This is a genomic window from bacterium (genome assembly GCA_016702305.1).
Classification (GTDB): domain Bacteria; phylum Electryoneota; class RPQS01; order RPQS01; family RPQS01; genus JABWCQ01.
Genome location: JADJEH010000002.1, coordinates 195,332 through 215,504 on the forward strand (window position 1 = coordinate 195,332; position 20,173 = coordinate 215,504).

At 57.8% G+C, this 20,173-nt stretch carries 9 protein-coding genes and 1 pseudogene; all 10 read left to right on the top strand.

Annotation, left to right across the window (positions count from 1 at the left end; genetic code table 11):
• Positions 1–9 precede the first annotated feature (9 nt).
• The 10 genes and pseudogenes from acs to IPH10_05455 all read left to right on the top strand — a co-directional run bounded on the left by acs (position 10) and on the right by IPH10_05455 (position 20,155).
• Positions 10–1,967: pseudogene (acs, locus tag IPH10_05410) on the top strand (acetate--CoA ligase).
• A gap of 752 nt (positions 1,968–2,719) precedes the next feature.
• On the top strand, positions 2,720–3,211 hold the full coding sequence (locus IPH10_05415; GenBank protein ID MBK6910356.1) for a T9SS type A sorting domain-containing protein: 492 nt from the start codon (positions 2,720–2,722) through the stop codon (positions 3,209–3,211).
• Between the two features lie 188 nt (positions 3,212–3,399).
• On the top strand, positions 3,400–5,121 hold the full coding sequence (locus IPH10_05420; GenBank protein MBK6910357.1) for a T9SS type A sorting domain-containing protein: 1,722 nt from the start codon (positions 3,400–3,402) through the stop codon (positions 5,119–5,121).
• Positions 5,122–6,179: 1,058 nt separating this feature from the next.
• The gene (gene icd, locus IPH10_05425) at positions 6,180–7,421 is read left to right on the top strand and encodes an isocitrate dehydrogenase (NADP(+)) (protein ID MBK6910358.1); all 1,242 of its coding nucleotides are present in this window, start codon (positions 6,180–6,182) and stop codon (positions 7,419–7,421) included.
• A gap of 49 nt (positions 7,422–7,470) precedes the next feature.
• Positions 7,471–7,887: a carboxypeptidase regulatory-like domain-containing protein gene (locus IPH10_05430; protein ID MBK6910359.1), complete on the top strand. Its 417-nt coding sequence runs from the start codon at positions 7,471–7,473 to the stop codon at positions 7,885–7,887.
• A 187-nt stretch (positions 7,888–8,074) separates the two neighbouring features.
• Positions 8,075–11,752: a TonB-dependent receptor gene (locus IPH10_05435; protein MBK6910360.1), complete on the top strand. Its 3,678-nt coding sequence runs from the start codon at positions 8,075–8,077 to the stop codon at positions 11,750–11,752.
• Between the two features lie 48 nt (positions 11,753–11,800).
• Entirely contained in the window at positions 11,801–13,813 is a 2,013-nt protein-coding gene (locus IPH10_05440; protein ID MBK6910361.1) for a right-handed parallel beta-helix repeat-containing protein, read from the top strand.
• A gap of 71 nt (positions 13,814–13,884) precedes the next feature.
• A complete protein-coding gene (locus IPH10_05445) occupies positions 13,885–16,866 on the top strand; it encodes a hypothetical protein (protein MBK6910362.1) in 2,982 nt (993 codons plus the stop codon).
• A 43-nt stretch (positions 16,867–16,909) separates the two neighbouring features.
• Positions 16,910–17,995 (top strand): PorV/PorQ family protein, encoded by a 1,086-nt coding sequence (locus tag IPH10_05450; protein MBK6910363.1) that lies wholly within the window; start codon positions 16,910–16,912, stop codon positions 17,993–17,995.
• 15 nt (positions 17,996–18,010) lie between these two features.
• The gene (locus IPH10_05455) at positions 18,011–20,155 is read left to right on the top strand and encodes a hypothetical protein (GenBank protein MBK6910364.1); all 2,145 of its coding nucleotides are present in this window, start codon (positions 18,011–18,013) and stop codon (positions 20,153–20,155) included.
• The last annotated feature ends 18 nt before the right edge of the window (positions 20,156–20,173 follow it).

Consider the following 20,173-nt stretch of genomic DNA (forward strand, 5'->3'; position numbering starts at 1 on the left):
TCCCTCCCCATGCATCCCACTCACGGTGAAATCCTGAAGAACCCCTACAAGGGGCCGATTCGTCCGCACATCCGCTCGGTTGAAGAGTACGCCAAGCTCTACGAGCGTTCGATTCGCGAACCCGAGCAGTTTTGGGCCGAGCAGGCGCAATCGCTCTACTGGTATCACCCGTGGACCAAGGTGCTTGAAGAGGAATTTGAGAACGGCGAGGTGACGTGGTTTCAGGGCGCGATGCTGAATGTCGCGTTTAACTGTCTCGACCGCCACCTCCCCGAAAAGGCCGACGACGTGGCGATCATCTGGGAAGCCGACGACCCGCACGAGAGCCGCTCGATCACCTACCGCGAATTGAAATGGGAAGCCGCGCGCTTAGACAACGTCCTGAAACGCGCCGGCGTGCGCAAAGGCGACCGGGTGATCATCTATCTGCCGATGATTCCCGAACTCGCGTATGCGATGCTCGCCTGTGCGCGCATCGGCGCGGTGCACTCCGTCGTGTTCGCGGGCTTCAGCTCGCACGCCTTGCGCGACCGGATACTCGATTCGCAAGCAACGGTGGTGATTACGGCCAACGAAGGCCGCCGCGGCGGCAAAGCGATTCCCTTGAAAGCGATCGTAGATGATGCGGTGGAAGGCATCGAGAGCGTCAACACGTCTTCGTCGCCGAGCGCACAGGCACCGAGGTGAAGATGAAGCCGGGCCGCGACATCTGGCTGCACGAAGCGCTCGCCGGTGAGCGCGGCACCTGCCCTTGCGAGTGGATGTCCGCCGAAGATCCGCTCTTCATTCTCTATACCTCCGGTTCGACCGGCAAACCGAAAGGCGTGATGCACACGCAGGGCGGCTATCTGCTCTACGCGAGTATGACGCACAAGATCGTCTTCGACTATCATCCCGGCGACGTCTATTGCTGCGTGGCCGACGTGGGTTGGGTCACCGGACACAGCTACGTCATCTATGGCCCGTTAGCCAACGGCGCGACGACGGTGATGTTCGAGAGCACACCGATGTACCCGAATCCGGGCCGCTATTGGGACATCGTCGAGCGCTATCGTGTCAACAGCTTCTACACCGCGCCGACCGCGATTCGCGCGCTGGTGCGCGAAGGCGACGAGTGGGTGAAGAAATATGACCGCTCGAGCCTGCGAATTTTGGGAACCGTCGGCGAGCCGATCAACCCCGAACCGTGGAAGTGGTACTTCAACGTCGTCGGCGAGGGCAAGTGTCCGGTGGTGGATACGTGGTGGCAAACGGAAACGGGCGGCATTATGATTACACCGCTGCCCGGCACGACCGATTTGAAACCCGGCTCCGCGACGCTGCCGTTCTTCGGCGTGGACCCGATGCTCGTGGATGAACACGGCAAAGAGATTCACGGCAACGGCGTCAGCGGCCACCTCTGCATTCGCCGTCCGTGGCCCGGCATGGCGCGCACGGTGTGGGGTGATCACAAGCGCTTCCGCCACACCTACTTCTCGCACTATCGCGGCCTGTATTTCACGGGCGACGGTGCGCGCCGCGACGAAGACGGTTACTATTGGATAACGGGCCGCGTGGACGATGTCATCAATGTCGCCGGGCATCGCTTGGGCACGGCGGAAATCGAGAGCGCGCTCGTGAGCAATCATCTCGTCAGCGAAGCCGCAGTCGTCGGTGTGCCGCACGAAATCAAAGGCACGGCGATCTTCGCTTTCGTCGTCCCGAGTGCGGAGGGCGAGCAGGTGTCGCACGCCGAGATGTTGGGCGCGTTGAAGGAACACGTGCGCCGCGAAATTTCCGCGATTGCGGTGCCTGAGCATGTGCTGGTCGCGCCGGGCTTGCCCAAGACGCGCTCCGGCAAAATCATGCGCCGCATCCTGCGCAAAATCGCCGAAGCAGAATACTCCGACATGGGCAACACGACCACCCTGACCGACCCCGCCGTCGTCGATCAGTTGATTGAAGCGCATAAGAAGTTGCTGAGTTAATATCCCCCGGCGCAACCTATCGGACGGGAGTTATGGAACGGTTGAACGGCATTGAAACAAGATCGCGAATCGTACCCGGAATTCAGGGAATCCTGAAGCTGGTGGGGTTCGCGATTTTGTTGTGTGTACAAGCAGCGGCATTTGGGCAATGGACGGAGCCGGTGTTGATGCGTCCCCCGATAAACGCGGAACCGCAGGGCAGTTTCTATTATTCGACTGTTTCAGCAGATGGGGAAGTGCTTTGCATGACGATTTTCCCCGGCCTATTCGGTGATGATGACGTTTACATATCGGAGCGAATTGACGATTCGACGTGGACGACACCGGTCAATGCCGGGCCGAATGTAAACAATAATCAGCGCAACTTGAGTCCATCCATTACCTCTGACCGGCAGCGGCTGTATTATGTGAAGTGGACGGGCTCGTCTTATGACCTCTTTGTCTCATATCGAACTGGTCCGGAATGGGATGATTGGACTGTCGGGGAAGCCTTGCCGGAGCCTGTGAATGTTCGACAGGAATTCACCGGGCAGATCAGCTTTGACGACTCGACGCTTGTGTTCACTTCGGATGGCCGACCGGGACCGCTATTTGGTCAAGAAGTCATGTGTACGAGCCGCTTGCAACCGGATAGCTCCTGGTCAGAGCCAATCATTATTGCGCCCCACCTGAATCAAATAAATGGATCAAGACATCCTTGCTTGACAGACTCAGGGCAGACTCTTGTCTATGGGATGTTTGGAGGCCCGTCAGTGCAACTGGATGTCTTCTACGCTGTGCGTAACGACACAGGTTTTGGGAATGCGATCCGTTGCGATACGACCATCAATACGGCCTTCTGGGATAGCAGCCCGAGTTGCCCAGCGGATGGTTCATACGTGATTTTCGATTCGCGAAGAAACTGGCCACAAGGTGCAGGCGCCGCCCAGCTCTTCATCGCCCGGCGTACCGGAACTCCGGTCACACGTCGCCCGCGAATTCCGCGAGAAGTGGCTCTTTCCGTCTATCCCAACCCGTTCAACTCCTCCACGCGCATATCGGTCATGCTGCCCGTGCACATTCAAACTGTCGATCTGAGCATCCACAACGTTCTCGGCCAAGAGATCATAAGAAGGGAACTAACCGCAACAAACGGCCAAGCGGAGATGACTTTCGATGGCGCGACCTTCACTACCGGCATCTACCTCATTTCCGCCACCGCCGGCGATCACCTCACAACTGCGAAAATTCTGCTGCTGAAGTAAGAAAAAAAGCAGCCTGACGCCGCTCTCGTGAAATCCCCCCTGACCACGCCTCGGCGTGGTCTGTTGCGTTTTGGCAACCTACTAAATCTACTTACCATATTGCGAAACCACTTGTACAGGTCTATATTAGCTTGACCCGTGCAGGAGAATGATGCAAAATCGTGAAGCCTCAGGAAAGGTGCCGCGCAATGTGGTTCATACTGTTGATTGTATTGTGGATAAGTTCGGCTTGGGCGCAAGCGCCGGGCGTGGATTGGTCGAGGCTCGACGTGCTCGGGAGCGATCTGGATGGCCAGGCCCTTGTGGAGGCGCCGGATGGTGGGATCGTCGTGGCAGGGTATACCAACGTGAGCCTTGACTACGATGTCTATCTGCTCAAGACCTTCTTCGACGGGACGACGGACTGGACCGTGGCGCTGCCGGATGCCACCGACGAACAAGCTACCGGGATAACCAACCGGACCGGCGGCGGCTATGCGGTGAGTGCCTTGCTGAGTGCGTTTGGTGGGCCGGCCGACTTTCGCCTCTATTTCATCAGCGCGACAGGCGCGCTCGAAAGCGGCTTCATTACTGGCGATGGCGACGATGAGGTGCCGTTCGACATTCTGCGTACGAGCGATGATGGCTTCTTATTGGTCGGTTACAAGGAGCGGGCGACCTCGGGCCGAGATGTGCATTTGGTGAAGTTCTCGGCGGCGGGTGCCGTGCTCTGGAGCAAAACCTACGGCGGCGCCGCCAGCGACGTGGCCTATGCAGCCGTTGAGACTCCGGACTTGGGATTCGCCATTGTGGCTGTCACGGAGTCGTTTGGCTTCGGCGGACGCGATGCCTGGCTGCTCCGCACCGATGCGAACGGCGACTCGTTGTGGAGCGCGTTCTTTCTAAGCGCCGACGACGAAGTGACGACTGGAATTGATATCACGTCCGACGGTGGATTCGTGCTCGGAGGCTTTCAGCAGACGACCGTGCCAGTGGATCAGAACATCCTGTTAATTCGCACGAACTCGGCGGGGGGGCTGGTCTGGCAGACGCTCTATGACAACGGCGGATTTGACGTCGCGACGGATGTGCTGGCCAGTGCGGATGGCGGGATAGTGCTGTGCGGCCGTTCGGACGGCGATGCCGCGAGTGAAGAAGCCTACGTCATGAAGGTGGACGAGATCGGCCAATTCTACTGGGAAATGAACCTCGGAACGACTTCAAACGATGCGGCGCTGGCCATGATCCAGACCGCGACGAGCGCCTACGCGCTGACCGGCTACTCGCCAGCACCCGATGCCGAAGTCACCCGGATGTTCACAGCCAAACTGCTGCCTGACGTAGGACTGGACGGACCGCTGCCAGTGGAGCTGCTCAGCTTCGGGGCGACTTCTCGCGCCAATGGTATCGCGCTCTCGTGGGCGACGGCCAGCGAAACGGCGGTTGAGCGCTTTGAACTATGGCGGGGGCAAGACAACACGTTCGAGCGGATTCACACGGTAGGGGCGCGGGGTAATTCGGCGGGCGGCGGGGAGTATGCGTTCGTGGATGAACAGGTGACGGCGCAGATCGAGTATTCGTACTTCCTGACGCTTGTGCATGTCAATGGCCAGCGGGAAGAGCTGCGTGAGCGGTTGGTCACGGCGACCTGGAGCGGGGCGGAGTTGCTGCCGCAGGATTTCGCGGTGCGCGCCTATCCGAATCCGTTCAATCCGGCGACGACGATTGAGTTCACGCTTCCGGAAGCGGGCGCAGTGGAGCTGAGCATCTGGGACAACAATGGCCGTCTGCTCGAGACTCTTACGCGCACTGCGGCGGCTGGCGTCGTGCGGTTCGACTGGGATGCCGCAGGCTTTGCTACCGGCAGCTATTTTGCCCGCGTTCGTGCGGCTGGCCTTAACAAGGTCGTGCCACTCGTGCTGGTGAGATAGGCCGCTGTCAGTTTAGATTTGGTGAATGCGGCGGCACTGGGAGGGCCGCCGCGTTCGTTTGGGACGCGGTGATTCTGAAAAACGGAGATATGAGGGTACGATGTCCGTTGGCCAATTCGCGCAAAAACCGGACATCATGCACGCTCTGCACGATTTTCCTGCGACGGTCAAAAATCTTAACGATTGATAAAATTAGATTAAGGCTTGGGAATTCGCGTGGCACATGCGTTGCCTTACAGGTTTCTTGAATGGGCTACAGTCCCCTTCGCCCGGGTCCCATGCCGGGTATGATCTGGAACGGAGGGTTATCCTGCGCGGCACCAAGGGATAATCCCCCCTCCCAAGTATGAGAGAGGCAGCCGTGGCCGCACGATGACCATCGTCATTGCGCGCGGTCTTCTTCCCAGTCTCCCTGCATCTTTGTGACGACGCACTTCTCCTTACCTTGCACCTGGAGTCGTGTGGCCCGGCCTTTCTCAATCTTGACATATCGTCTGTCTCTGAATAAGACACGGATTCAGTTACCGAGGGCTTTGGCACGGTTTCCTCTGCTCCTGCTTGCGGCCCCTGCACGGCTCACTTAGCTCCTGCTTCCCGGTTCTCGGTGACTGAATCCGTATCTTGTTCAACTTGAATCATCCTGCCTCGTCTGATTCAACAAAATTGTTAACACCGCCCTCGCAGCGGTGTTTTTTGTTGGAATCAGGTCAGTCAAATCAATTGAGAATAGTCAATTATAGTGAATGGAGGGAGTGTTTCGTGTAACGCTAAGGAGTTGACATTCCTGGGGCTGTTCGGTATATTAGAGGTTCGTAAGTCAGCTTAACGGGCCTTGTTCGAGGTGTAAGCCTCGCAGCAGGAGGTGGTTAAGCGCTACACCAAGCCTCATAAATAGCTTCCGGTAAGGGTCATGCCGGTCGCTCATGCATCTTCCCCTTCCACATTACGGTAGCCACCCGGGGTCGCCGTGATGCCACTCCAGCCTCTCAACAGACGCACAGCCGTAGGTTTGCTCGCATGCGAGGAACTCGCATCCCCTTAGTCAAAGGAATACTGCCTTGTACGACAAATTAACGCCGCCGGCAACCGGATCAAAGATCACGGTCGCCGAGGGCCGCTTGGTCGTCCCTAACGACCCCATCATCCCATTCATCGAAGGGGATGGCACCGGCCCGGATATCTGGCGCGCATCGCAGCGCGTGTTTGACGCCGCCGTCGAGAAAGCCTTTGGCGGCAAAAAGAAAGTTGTGTGGTTTGAAGTCTATGCCGGCGAGAAGTCGCTGACGGTTTACGGTGAGAACGTCTGGCTGCCCGAAGACACGCTGACGGCGATCAAAGAGTACATCGTCGCGATCAAGGGCCCGCTGACGACGCCGGTGGGGGGTGGAATTCGCTCGTTGAATGTGACGTTGCGGCAGGTATTGGACCTGTACGCGTGTGTCCGGCCCGTGCGCTGGTTTGAAGGCGTGCCGGCTCCGGTGAAAGAACCGGGCAAATTGAATGTGATTATTTTCCGCGAAAACACGGAAGACGTGTATGCGGGGATTGAATGGAAGTCGGGCTCGGCCGAAGCGGCGCGCATCATCGAGTTCATCAAGGGGCTCGGCAAGACGATTCGCCACGATTCAGGCATCGGCATCAAGCCGATTTCCAAATATGGCAGCGAGCGGATCATCCGCAAAGCGCTGCAATTCGCGATTGACAAGGGCCGCAAGCAGGTGACGATGGTGCACAAGGGCAACATCATGAAGTTCACCGAAGGCGCGTTCCGTGATTGGGGTTATGAATTGGCGGCGCGTGAATTCCCGGAGCACGTGATTTCGGAGAAGGACTTGTGGGACAAGCACGACGGCAAGCTGCCCGCGGGCAAGGTGCTGCTCAACGATCGCATTGCCGACTCGATGTTCCAGCAGCTGCTGTTGCGCCCCGATGAATACGATGTCCTTGCGACTCCGAACCTGAACGGCGACTATCTGAGCGACGCGTGCGCGGCGCAGGTGGGCGGTTTAGGATTGGCACCGGGCGGCAACATCAGCGATGCTTACGCGGTGTTTGAAGCCACGCACGGCACGGCGCCGAAGTATGCGGACAAAGATGTTATCAATCCGGGTTCAGTGATTCTGTCCGGTGTGATGATGTTTGAATATCTCGGTTGGGACAATGTCGCGAAGCTGATCGTCAAGGGCCTGGAAGGTGCGATTGCCAAGAAGCGCGTGACCTACGACCTGCACCGTCAAATGGAAGGTGCGACGAAGCTGAAGACTTCGGAATTCGCGACGGAAATTATCGCGAACATGTAGGGGCGGAAGGGGTTCGGCCCGCGTTAGACGGTTCACTTAGGAGGATGCTATGAAGCTGTTGCTTTGCCTCCTGATGGTCTCGGCGGTTTTCGCTCGGACGGGGAAGATCGCGGGGACGGTGGTGGATGAGAATGGGGAGGGGATTATTGGGGCGGCCGCGATGATTGTCGAGACGAAGCAGGGCGCTTCGGTGCGGAACCCAGACGGCAGTTTTGTCATTCTCGGCGTTGCTCCCGGATTGTACACATTACGGGTACTGTCAATTGGCTACAAACCGCAGACTTTCGTTGCGGTGCAGGTGAATGACGATGGCACAGCCGATGACATCTATGCAGTGCTGGAGTTTGCAAAGATCGAGACTTCAGGATGTTTCCCGTTTCGGCTGAGAGAGCATGTTCGCCTCGATGAGTGCAATCGCGTCCGTCGGTTAACTCGCAACGAGTTGCAACGTCTGCCAGGTTGGTAGGCGGATTCCGGCGGGGAGCCGCTGATGTCGGGCCGGAGGCCCGACCCAGGTTATGGCCCGCTCGGCGATTGAAAGTATTTTTTTCGGATTCCGCATGGGCGGAGTCCCCCAATTGCATAGACTTATCAAACCTCCCAAAAGTTGCATAACCTGCGTGTGCGGGGAACCAGCGAATGAGGATTTTCACATGAAGCGTTGTCTGACTACATTTTCATCCGTTATTACACTGCTGCTGCTGACATCGCTGGCGTGGGCCGGTACGGGCAAGATTTCCGGAACGATTCTCGACGCCAATGGCGACGCGATTATCGGCGCCGCCGTACAGGTTATGGAGACCAAGCAGGGTGCTTCGGTGCTGAACCCCGATGGCAGCTATGTGATTCTCGGTATTGCACCGGGCGTCTACACGGTGCGGGTTTCGAGTCTCGGTTACGGCACCAAAGAGATCCGTGAAGTCGAAGTCGGTTCGGATCGTACGGCGACCGTCAACGCGACGCTGCTCGACGAAGCGATTCAGATTGGCGAAGTCGAAATCACGACACAACGCAAGAAGACCGTGCAGCTTGACGTAGCTGGCAAGGAGAACCGCTTGACGGGTGCGGAGTTGCAGAACTTCGGCGGCGGTCAAGTGGCGACCATTATTGCCAAGCAGCCGGGCTTCAAGGTTGACCCGGACGGTGGTCTGCACGTTCGCGGCGGCCGCGATTCGGAAGCTCGCTACGAGGTAGACGGTATCTCCAAGAACGACGCGCTGTACAACAGCTCGAAGCGATTGATCAACACCAGCGCACTCAACGTTGAGGAAATCGAAATCCTCACCGGTGGCGACGCCTCGACGGGCGGCTACCAGTCGGCGCTGATTCGCGTGACGACTCCGGAAGGCAAGATGGACGCCTACAACGGCACCATCGAATATCGTTCCGACCGCGTGTTTGACAACTACAGCTTTGATCAGGACCAGTACGACTACGCCTTCAGCGGCCCGGTGCCGTTTGTTAAGGAGCTGTTCAATCTGAAAGAGAACAAGCTGTCGTTCTTCACGTCGGGTACAGCCAAGCTGTCGAACACTTACACTCCGTACGCGATCAATCGCGATGCGACGGACTACCTTGCTTTGGGTTTTGATATTCCCGAGCGTCAGTCCAACGACTTTTCGACGTTCTGGAAGCTAACCTATAAGCTCGACGCGGCGCGCAAACTCAATCTTTCGTATACGCGCGAGCATTCGCTGTGGGACATCTATCCCGACGGCGAAGCGGCGATCGTGGGCAACTATGGCTGGCAGTACAAGTACGACGTGGCCAACCGGCCCTATTCGCGCAACATCCGCGACTCGTACAATTTGCAGTACCAGCACAACGTGTCCCAGACGACGTTCTATGAATTGTCAGTCTCGCGGTTCAAGACGGCGACTAAAGTGCAGCCGCGCGGCAAGAATCCCGACGAGTTTACGCTCGATACGGAAGTTGAAGATGCGCGGATCGTCACGAGCGGCGGTTTTGGCGGCGGCGGCGGCGGAACCGATGTGAACAGCAACGGCATCCCCGACGGCTACCGCGACGCCAACGGCGACGGCCAGTACAACGGCGAGGGTGAAGGTTACGACGATAACAACGAGAACGGTCGTTGGGACCGTGGCGAAGACTGGGTGGACTTAAACGGCAACGGCGTGTTTGACCAGGCCGAGCCGTGGGTAGATCGCGCCAATTCTCAAGGTTTGAATAACCCCGGCGTATACGATTCCTGGGATCCGTTTGTGGACCAGAACGGCAACGGTCGCTGGGACGATGCCGAGCCGCAACTGGCCGAGCAGGATTGGAACGGCAACGGCACGTGGGACGGCGAGCGGTTCCAGGATGCGAACGGCAACGGTCGCTATGACGGTTTCGGCGAAGGCTATGACGACCGGAATACCGACGGCAAGATTGACAAGAAAACAAATTACGCGACTGAGGAAGACACCGGCGAAGGCCTGTTGGACGGCGATTTTGTGTATGACACAGGCGAGCCGTTTATTGACTCGCCGGACGAAGACGGTGTCTTCAACGGCGAATATGACGCGGGCGAAGTCTTCCTGGACCTGCCGACTGGCGCGACCATTGGTGGTCGCCTGACGCCGACGCGCAACGGTCGCTATGACGGCCCGAACAACCTGTTTGACGATTACGAGCTGTTTACGATTCCGGCCAGCCTGACCTACGGCATGGATCCGCGACTGCCAGTGGTCTATACATGGGCCAACCTGCTCGAGAACTTCCCGGCGGGCGAACCGGAATGGTTGAACCTCGGCTTTGACGAGAATCTCATGCCGATGTACTTTCATTACATTGATGGGCGTTCGACATGGATCAACCGGACCACGGCTGACATGGCGCAACCCATCTTTGATTTGCCGAATTTCCAGGCGGATGAAGGCGAGTCGTTTTCCGATTACAATCAAAACGGCGTTTGGGATCCTCAGCCGGACGATTTCCTGAATCCCGGTCAGTGGGACGAAACGGCGTTCTGGCAGGATCGTCGTTCGGTTGAATATTCGACGAAGTTTGACTTGACAAGTCAGGTGAACAAGTTTCACGAATTGAAATCCGGTCTGGAACTTCGGTACCGTGAGTTGGACATGCAGTCCATTCAGAATCCCGATCTGCCCTACGATAATCCCGACTTCCCGTTGCCAGACGGTTCGCCGTATCCGGATCGCGGCGGCACGCGTGACTTCTACGAGCATAAGCCGTGGGAAGGCGCCTTGTACTTCCAAGACAAGATGGAGTTTGAAGGTCTGATTGTGCGCGCCGGTATCCGGTCGGACTTCATTGTTCAGGGCGACGGCCTGTTGCAGCAGTTCCAGGATCAGGTTGACCGCGGTCAGCCCGGCGCCTTGCTGGCGGAGCGCGGCCGCTACGTGATTGCACCGCGTCTTGGTATCTCGCATCCGATTTCGTCAGCGTCGAAGCTGTACTTCAACTACGGTCACTACTATCAGACGCCGTCGTTCCAGTATTTCTATCGCAGCGCCACGGCCAACATTTCGCCGAACACCGAAATCGGCAACCCGAATCTCGAGTACGAGAAGACGGTGTCCTATGAAGTCGGCGTGAGCACGGAATTCGCGGAGAATTGGGTGATTGACGTGGCGGGCTACTACCGCGACGTCTACAATCAGATCGGTACCGTGGAAGAGCGGATTGGCCCGCTGATTTTGAATCGCTACTTCAATCTGGGCTATGCCCGCGCGCGCGGCTTCGAGTTCTCGATTGACAAGAAGTTCTCGAGCATGTGGGCGCTTACGGCGAATTACGACTTCTCGTTTGCGTTCGGCAAGGAGTCGGCGGCGGCGGACGGTCTGCTTGACCGTTTGAACGGCGTGCCGGAGAATCGCAACGAGCACCCGCTCAATTGGGATGAAACGCACCGCGTGTCCGCATTCTTGACGTTCATGGTGGCCAAGGACCAGAACCCCAAGCTAATGGGCTTGAAGCTCCCGTCGAATTGGCTTTCCACGGTGGAGTTTTCGTACGGGTCAGGCCTGCCGTATACGCCGTCGAACTACACGACCGGTTTACCGACGAACCTGATTCTGGCAAATTCTGCTCGCCAGCAGGCGACATCCACGACAGATATGCGTCTGGACAAGTTCTGGGAGCTGAGCCGTGGGCTGAAACTGGCGACGGGTGTTGAGATTTTCAATCTGTTTAATCGCAAGAATGTTCGCGAGATCTATTCTGAGACCGGTAACGCGACGGACTCGTCGCACGAGCTGAATCAGAATGAAGCGGACGATGGCAACCTGGGCAAGGACATAGACCACAATCCGCGCAACTACTTCCCGCCGCGGCAAGTGCTGCTGCATTTGAAGTTGGATTTTTAGTCGTCCTTGCGGTCCCGAAAGAAACGATTCTCTGGAGTAATACAACTCATGTTCGCAACTTTGCGCCGATTTGTTCCGGCTGCGTTGGCGGCCCTGCTTCTGGTTTGGGGCTGTTCGGATCCCGTGTCCAATCCGCAGGAAGCACCGTCACCCTATCGTGACGGTGAGCCGCTGATGTCACCGACGGCGGATTTGACGATCGGTCCGCGTTCTGACAAGCCGTGGATCATCACCGAGGATTTCGTCATTCCGGCCGGCGTTACCGTGACGATTCAACCCGGCACGGAAATCATGGTGGCCGGCCTCAACTGGATTGACGTGCAGGGTGTGGTCAATGCGGTTGGATCGCCGGAGGCGCCAATCATCTTCACGAGCGCCAATACGGCTCCTGATTTGGGCCAGTGGCGCGGCATCAAACTGCACAATCCCACCGACATCTCGCGGTTTGAATACTGTATCTTCACCTACGGCGCGTATTTCGAGACGGATACGCTTTCGGACCGCGGCCGGGATGCGCAGAACTACAAGGGCATGCTGGCGATCAATAACAGCAGCCCCGAGATTCGCCATTGCGTGATCACGCAGAATCAGAACAACGCTGTGTTTGTTACCAACGGGAGCAGCCGTCCCGTAATCGAATTTTGCGTGATGACTCGCAACGACGCTTCGGGCGTGCGCGCGGACTCCAGTGTTTTCCCGGAGAACTTGAGCATTTCGTATAACTGCATCGCGGATAACAGCGCGCCGGGTTTCATTCTGACGAATGACAATCCGGATACGTCGTTGGGCACGCGCCGGGTGTTCGGTGATCCGACGGAGATCAACATCAATTTGGACTCGTGCGACTCGCATTTCAACATCGATTTGGAGCCGCTGTTTGTGGATCCGCGTGAAGACGAATTCACGATTCTGGCCGACTATAACTTGCAGTCGTGCTCGCCGTGCGTAGACGCGGGGCCCGTGCAGGGTGCTAACGATCCGGACGGCACGCGGGCCGACATGGGCACGGTCTATTACCGCCAGGCGGCGGGTGAGTTGCGCGGCCGTTTGGAAACCGATTTGACCGGTGCGACCTACCGCATGTCGTGCGACGTGGTGATTCCCCCCGGCGTGACGGTGACGATGGCGCCGGGCACGAAGATTGAGGCGACCGGGCTGTTCCGTTTTGAAGTGTATGGAACGCTGCTGGCGCAAGGCACGGCGAGTGCTCCGGTGGAGCTGTGCCCGTGTTTAGTCGAAGGCGACGATATCATGAGCGGTATGGTTTTCTTTGAACGCGGGGACGCGCCGTCGTTGTTGCAGCACGTGGTGATTAACGACTATCAGGAAGTTGTCGTCAATAAGGCGGGAGTGCGTTTCGAGAACTGCACATTTGCGGGTGGTTTTCTGGGCGGTGTTGAGGTGGCGACGGGCACGATTAACGGCGACTCGGCGGTCGTGTTTGACCTTTGTACGTTCACCGAAGTCGGCGCGTACGGCGTCGGCTCATTCGCGTCCTCGGCGAAGATTCTTAATACGCGGATCAGCGGTTCGCGCGGTCGCGGCATTGAGATGAGCTTCGTTGAAGACGGCGTTGAGATCACCAATACGGTTGTGGAAGCCTGCTCGGCGACGGCCGTTTACATGACGAATTTCTCCCATCCGCGCATCGTGAACAACACGATCAACGAGTGCGGTTACTATGGGATTCACATGACGGACAACTCACGGCCGACGTTGTTGAACAACATCGTGACGCGTTGTGGTCGATTTGGATTGCTGGCTGAGTTTTCTTCGGCGCCGTTTATTGATTACAATGACGTTTGGAACAACGGCTTGCGCGATGCCTCGCCGGCGAACTACTCGCCGAGCACTCTGGACATGGGCAACGGCATCAGCGCCGATCCTGTCTTCACGGCGGGCTACCGGCTGGGCGCCGGTTCGCCGTGTGAAAACGCCGGGCACCCGGACGCGCAGTACAATGACGCGGACGGATCACGTAATGACATCGGTGCGTGGGGCGGCCCGCGTGGCGGGACGGTTGGTAACGGATTGCGCCGCCAGTTGCTGGCGCAGCGCTAATAGTATTCGCTAATTTGAACGCGACGGCACGGGCCGTCTGCCTGCCTTTTCTATCCTCGAGGTTCTCGCACATGCGCAGGAATACCTACACATTTTTCTGGTCGGCCCTGTTGATGCTGTGTCTTTGCGTGCCTGTATTGCTGGCCAAGAACGCGCCCTATTCGGGTGGCGATGTTCGCGGTCCAATTCGCGGCCGTTTGGACGTAGCCAATCCGCAGGATGAAAACCGCGTCCACAATGCCGGCAAGATGTGGATGAATGTCACGAACTACGGCTACTTTGGCAACGATGCGTCGTCCCAAAGTACGGCTCTTGAGGATCCGTGTCCGCCAAACAACTGGGCGCCGCAGTGCGAATTCCCGGGCGGTTCGGATCAGCAGTACCTGTTCCAGGGCGGCCTGTGGGTCGGCGCGCTGATTGAAGAGGAAGGGTTCTTTACGACGCGCGTGTCGGTGGGCACCGACGGCTGGCAGAATCCGTCCATTAACGAATTCCACGCTCCCGAAGCGCCGAACGGCGGCATTGAGGAGCGATCCATCCGTCCGGGCTTCACCAATTGTTTTGGTGAAATCGTGTACCATCCGAACGCGGTTTCCGATCAGGATTTCATCTGCTCGATGGCGGATACGCTGACCGACCGTCTGTTTGTGGAAGACGATCCGGTGGACGGTCCGCACAAACCGCTCGGTATCGAGATTCGACAGAAATCGTATTCATTCAGCCAGGCGTTCGCCGAAGATTTCATCATCATTGACTACGAAATCGAGAATATCGCGTCGAACTTCCTGAAGAATGTGTACGTCGGTCTCTATGTTGACGCCGACTGCGGCGTCGCGGGCGACAACAATGAGCACACCGACGACGTGTGCGGCTTCATCCGTGAAGTGGACGAAATCGGGGCGAATAGCGATACGACCAAAGTTCGCATTGACGTGGCGTGGATTGCCGATAACGACGGCTATCCGGATCAGACGTTTGGCGGCACATTCACTGTGCCTCATGTGACGGGCACGCGTGTCATTCGCGCGCCGAATCCACGTCTGTTCACGTCATTCAACTGGTATAATCCGAATTCGGATATCAATCTGGACTACGGCCCGACGTGGGAAGCGTACGCCAATCGCGACAGTATGGGAATGAGCTGGACGGCCACGTACGGCACGCCGGTCGGTGACGCGCACAAGTATCAGTTGATGGGCAACTGCGAATTTGACTTCTGGCAGACTTCCGTGGACGAATTGCGCGCGGGACTCGTACCGGCCGACACGAATTGCTACGGCGAAGGCCGTCCCCAAACTTGGTCGCAGTTGGGTACTGTGGATGATCAAACCGCACAGGACATCGCCGACGGTTACGACACGCGCTACCTGCTGTCTTGGGGTCCGCTGGGCATTTACGACTTCACGGACGGCGCGGGCAACCGCATCTACCGTTTGAATCCGGGCGAGAAGTTCAAGATGACGATCGCCTACGTGGCCGGTGAGTATTTCCACGATCCGAACAATCCGCAGATTTCGCCGAGCAATTTGGACACCGCGAAGTTCAACTTCGCCGATCTCAAGGACAACGCGCGCTGGGCCAAGGACGTTTACGACAACCGCATGTTTGATACGCCGATCTTCGACTGGGGTCTGGACGGCGACGTGGCTATCGTGGACGCTGACGGGTCGCAGGACGACGGTATTCTGGAAACCGGTGACGGCTGGTACGGTGAAGACGTCGGTAAGGACGGTCTGTTTGGCGTGATCCCCATCGGTCTGGACAGTATTCCGGTGACGTACTTCCATGGAGCCAACACCCTCGGATCACTGACGGCTGAGATCTTCGTGGGTTGGTACAAAGGCCCCGACGAAGGTGAACGCAACGGCCGGCGAGACACAGTGGACAACAATGCGATTCTGCAGACGCGCAGCCCGTTCCCCGTGGTGACCGAAGACGACATAGTTCCGCCTGACCTTGTTTACGCTTTCAACGCGTTCCACCCGCTGGAACTTGGGCCGTGGGACATGGGCTGGATGTCGGGCAATGGAATTGTGGATTTCGGCGACGGTATTCCCGATTTCACGGGACCACCTCCTCCTCCGATTCCGGCGCTGTTGGACTGTGTTCCGGGAACGAGCAATGCGGGTCAGCACAGCGGCGGTATCGTCCGCCATGCGCCTGACGGCGACTGCTACAAGGGCGGATTGGGCTATATGCTCAATGAAAACGAAGTGGTGATCCGCTGGTCGAAGAGTTCGTCCGAGAGCGAAACCTACCGCGATCCGTTCAGCCGTGAGCAGGACTTTGAAGGCTATCGCATTCACGTCGCCACGGTGAATCAGGAACAGGACTTTGAACTGGTGGCGCAGTTTGACCGCATTGACTTCGCCTATTTCGCGGATGGCACGGATTCCATGATGACCATCCCCGTGGATCAGGCGGGCCGTGATACGCTGCCGCCTGACACGACGATCTTGAACGTACATGGCAGGCTGAAAGCGGTGGGCCCGAACACGGGCTTTGCCGATGTAATGAGTGACTATGAGGGTGTGTACGAGTTCCGCGTACCGGCGCAGAAGTTGGCTCCGCGTTACTACGCTATCACCGCATTTGACTACGGTGATCCGAAATCCGGTCTGACGCCGTTGACGACACGCGCGACGGCCAATGCGGTGCTGTTGGCGCCGGCGGGCTCTGCAAAGCGTGAAGTCACCGTGGTGCCGAATCCGTACCGCGCCTATCAGGACTATACATCGGACTATCGCGGACAGTCGTGGGAAAACCAGAACGACGGAACGACGAATTTCTATCCGCAGGTGGACCGCCGCATCGAGTTCATGAACCTTCCCGAGCGCGCGTTGATCCGCATCTTCACGACGGCGGGCGATCTGGTGCAGGTGATTCCGCACAACGAGGACGGCGACCGCAGTTCGTGGGCCAGCCTGAATTCGGAGAAGTGGGACTTGAATTCCCGCAACAATCAGCAGGTGGTGGCTGGGCTGTACCTGTTTAGCGTCGAGGATCTGGAAGATCATTCGATCTCGACGGGCAAGTTTGTGATTATCCGTTAACCTTTAGATACGAATCGTGCTTCAGCGACGGAAGGAAGTGCTCATGAAGCGTTGGCGAAACCTCGGACTGCTCTTGGCCTTGATGCTGGCCCCCTCGATGGTGTGGGCTCAGGCGAAGGTCGGCACCGCCGGCGTACAATTTTTGAAGATTAGCCCGTCGTGCCGCGCCGTCGGCATGGGCGAGGCTTACGTCTCCGTGGCCACCGATGCCAGCGCCATTTGGCACAATCCCGGCGCGTTGGCTCGTTTGGACAAGCCGGAGGCAATTGTTAGCTGGATAGACTACATGGCAGGTTTGCAGTACGGCTATCTGGGAATGACGCATCCGATGGAGAAGTGGGACGGTACCTTCGCGGCTTCGGTCAGCTATCTGACGACCGACGAGATGAAGGAAACCACACCCGAGCGTCCCGACGGCACCGGCCGTACGTTTACGGCTGCCGATCTTGCCATCGGCGCCTCGTACAGCCAGATGCTGACGGACAAGTTCTCGGTCGGCGGCACGCTTAAGATTGTCAGCGAAATGCTGGCAGACGAATCCGCGACGGGTTGGGCGGCCGATCTGGGCACGTTCTACGACACGGGCTGGAAGAGCGTGCGGTTGGCGATGCTGACCTCGAATTTTGGTCCGGACATGAAATTTGTCGAAGAGGAATTTCCGCTGCCGATGAACTTCACGTTTGGCACCTCGATGTACGTCCTGAATAGCGGCGACCGCGAGTGGTGGAACGGTTCGGACTCGCTCGGCACGCACTCGCTTTTGGCGGCGCTGTCTTGGTCGCACCCGAATGACAACCTTGAGGTCTATAACCTCGGCTTGGAATACGGCTACATGAATACCGTGTTCCTGCGCGCCGGCAAGAAGATCAACGGTTGGAATCGCGCGTCGTGGGACGAGTATCGCGACGACATCAACGCTGGCGAAGACGCCAGCGGCAACAACCCGTTCTACGAGTTCCCGCTGTTCAGCCGCAACGGTACGTTTTTCGGCAACGGCGCGACGGTTGGCGCGGGCTTGAATCTGCCCAAGGCCGGTCTGACGATGGACTATGCCTTCACGGGCGTTTCATTTCTCGAGAACATTCACCGGTTCTCGCTTGGCTATCGCTTCAAGAAGAACCTGCTGTAATCTCCGGAGAGTGTCATGCAACGTATGAACGTTCTACTTTTGTGCGCCGGACTGCTGTTCAGTCTGATAGCGGGCTGTGATCGTTTCAAAGACGACACGCCGAACGCCAATCAGGCGCCGACGGCGCGCTTTGTCAATTTCCCGGAAGACAGCACGCAGTTTTCGTACGCTCCGCAGGTGCATTGGCAGGGCTACGATCCGGACGGCTTCGTCACGGGATTCGAATATTTTGATGACGCCAGTGCCGAAGGACTGGCGGCCTACCGCGCCGGTGACGCCGCGTTTCAAGAATACGTGGACGGGCTGCCCGATGCCGCGTGGCTGTTCACGGAGGCGGCCAGCGGCCAGATCTACCTGTTGACCGACATTGGCGAGATATCTGAACATGTCTTCATGGTGCGCGCGATTGACAACTTGGACGCGCGCTCGCAGGTCGCGGTACGCACCTTCTTCCGCACAAACCTGCCGCCGGATACGCCGAAGCTGCGCTGGTCCAATTCGACCAGCACGGACTACGAAGAGCATATCGCGATTCCCGACACGCAGATGGTCGGTGACACGCTGACCATTACTTACACGGGTGTGCGTCTGCTGTGGCAGGGCAGCGACCCGGACTCGCGTTCCACCAATATCATACCGCTTGAATTCAGCTACGCGCTCGTAAACGCGCTGGGCGACTCGATCGCCTTGCCGGTGCGCAATGACAGTAACCACGTGGTAGGCTACCGCGCGGGCTGGAGCAACTGGGGTGGCGAGACACAGATCGCGCTTTACGGTTTGGAAACAGGCGATTATACTTTCTATCTGCGGGTGCGCGACGACGGCTTCACGCAGTCAAACACGCCGGGCTCCGCCCAGTTTACCGTGGTCAAGCCGACTTTGGCCGGACAGTTGCTGATCGTGGACGAAAATCGCGCCCTGTCGGGCCCCGATCCGTCCCGCGGTGGCATTCATCCCGACACTTTGAAGCAATACTATGTTGGCTCGGACGGGCGCAGCGGCGTAATCGGTACGGCGGTAGACATCGCCAATCAGCTTGCTCCATTTGCCCAGCGTCCCGGTTTGCCTCCGATCCGCCCGTTTTCGATGGATAGCATCGTCTGGTTCGACAATCGCGCCGGCAATGTTCTGTCCTACGACTTCATCAGTCAGTTTGCGTCGGTGTGGGTAATCAACGACGACAATGTGCAGACCGAACGCAATCCGATTCAGGCCGCTACTTACAACAAAGTGCTCGCCGACTACATGGACATTGGCGGCAGTGTGCTGCTGACGGGCCGTCGAGCATTCAATAAGTCGAATGGTCTGGCTGCGGGCAACAGCGCGGTGAACTTGTACCTGCGGGACTACTTCAATGTCTTTGCCGTGCGCCCGAAGGCTGTTTTCAGCGCCAACGCGGTATCGTCCGGCGTGGATGATTTCGGCGGCGCGGTGGCCGGTGACCCGCAGTACCCGGACTTGAATCTGAACGAAGACATGATCGGCCGTCTGCGTTACCTCACGGATTCCGTGACATGCGCGCCGGAAATTGAATATTTCGGCCGTTCGAACGCCGGGCAGAGTTTTGACTTCTCTACAACGATTTACAACTATCGTTCGTGCACGAGTGATACAAATCTCTACCCGAGTGTTGTCGAGAACTACGATTGTCTCGTGGATTGTACGCTGACGACGCCGACCGAGGTGGCGCTGGTGCCGCAGGACGAGACGCTTCCGTTGTTGACGGCGATTTCGATTTACAATGTCACGCGTGATGCGTATGCGGACATCCGCGAAGTGCGCAACATCAGTGTGAACCTGCTTGTTCCTAAGTGGCGTATCTTCGCGTCCACGTCATCGGAAGACGGGCAGTGGACGACCGCGGACTCGCTTGCCGTGACCTACCGCTTCATCCCGCTGTCGGCGGATCACGATGAACCGATTGCGTTGAACTTCATCAAGTACGACGGTACCGTGGAGATTGAGTTCCGGGACGGTCAGTTCTTCTCGCGGATTCGGGCCACGCCACGTTTCCGCAGTGCGCTGTTCGCTTTCCCGCTGGCGTACATGAGCAACGAGCTGTATACGCATCCGATACTGGGTCCCGTGCCCGCCGTGAGTCTGGTTATTGCCAATGAGATTTTGTTCTTCAACCAGAATCTGGACATTGAGTTCAACTAAGATCGCGCGTTACTACAC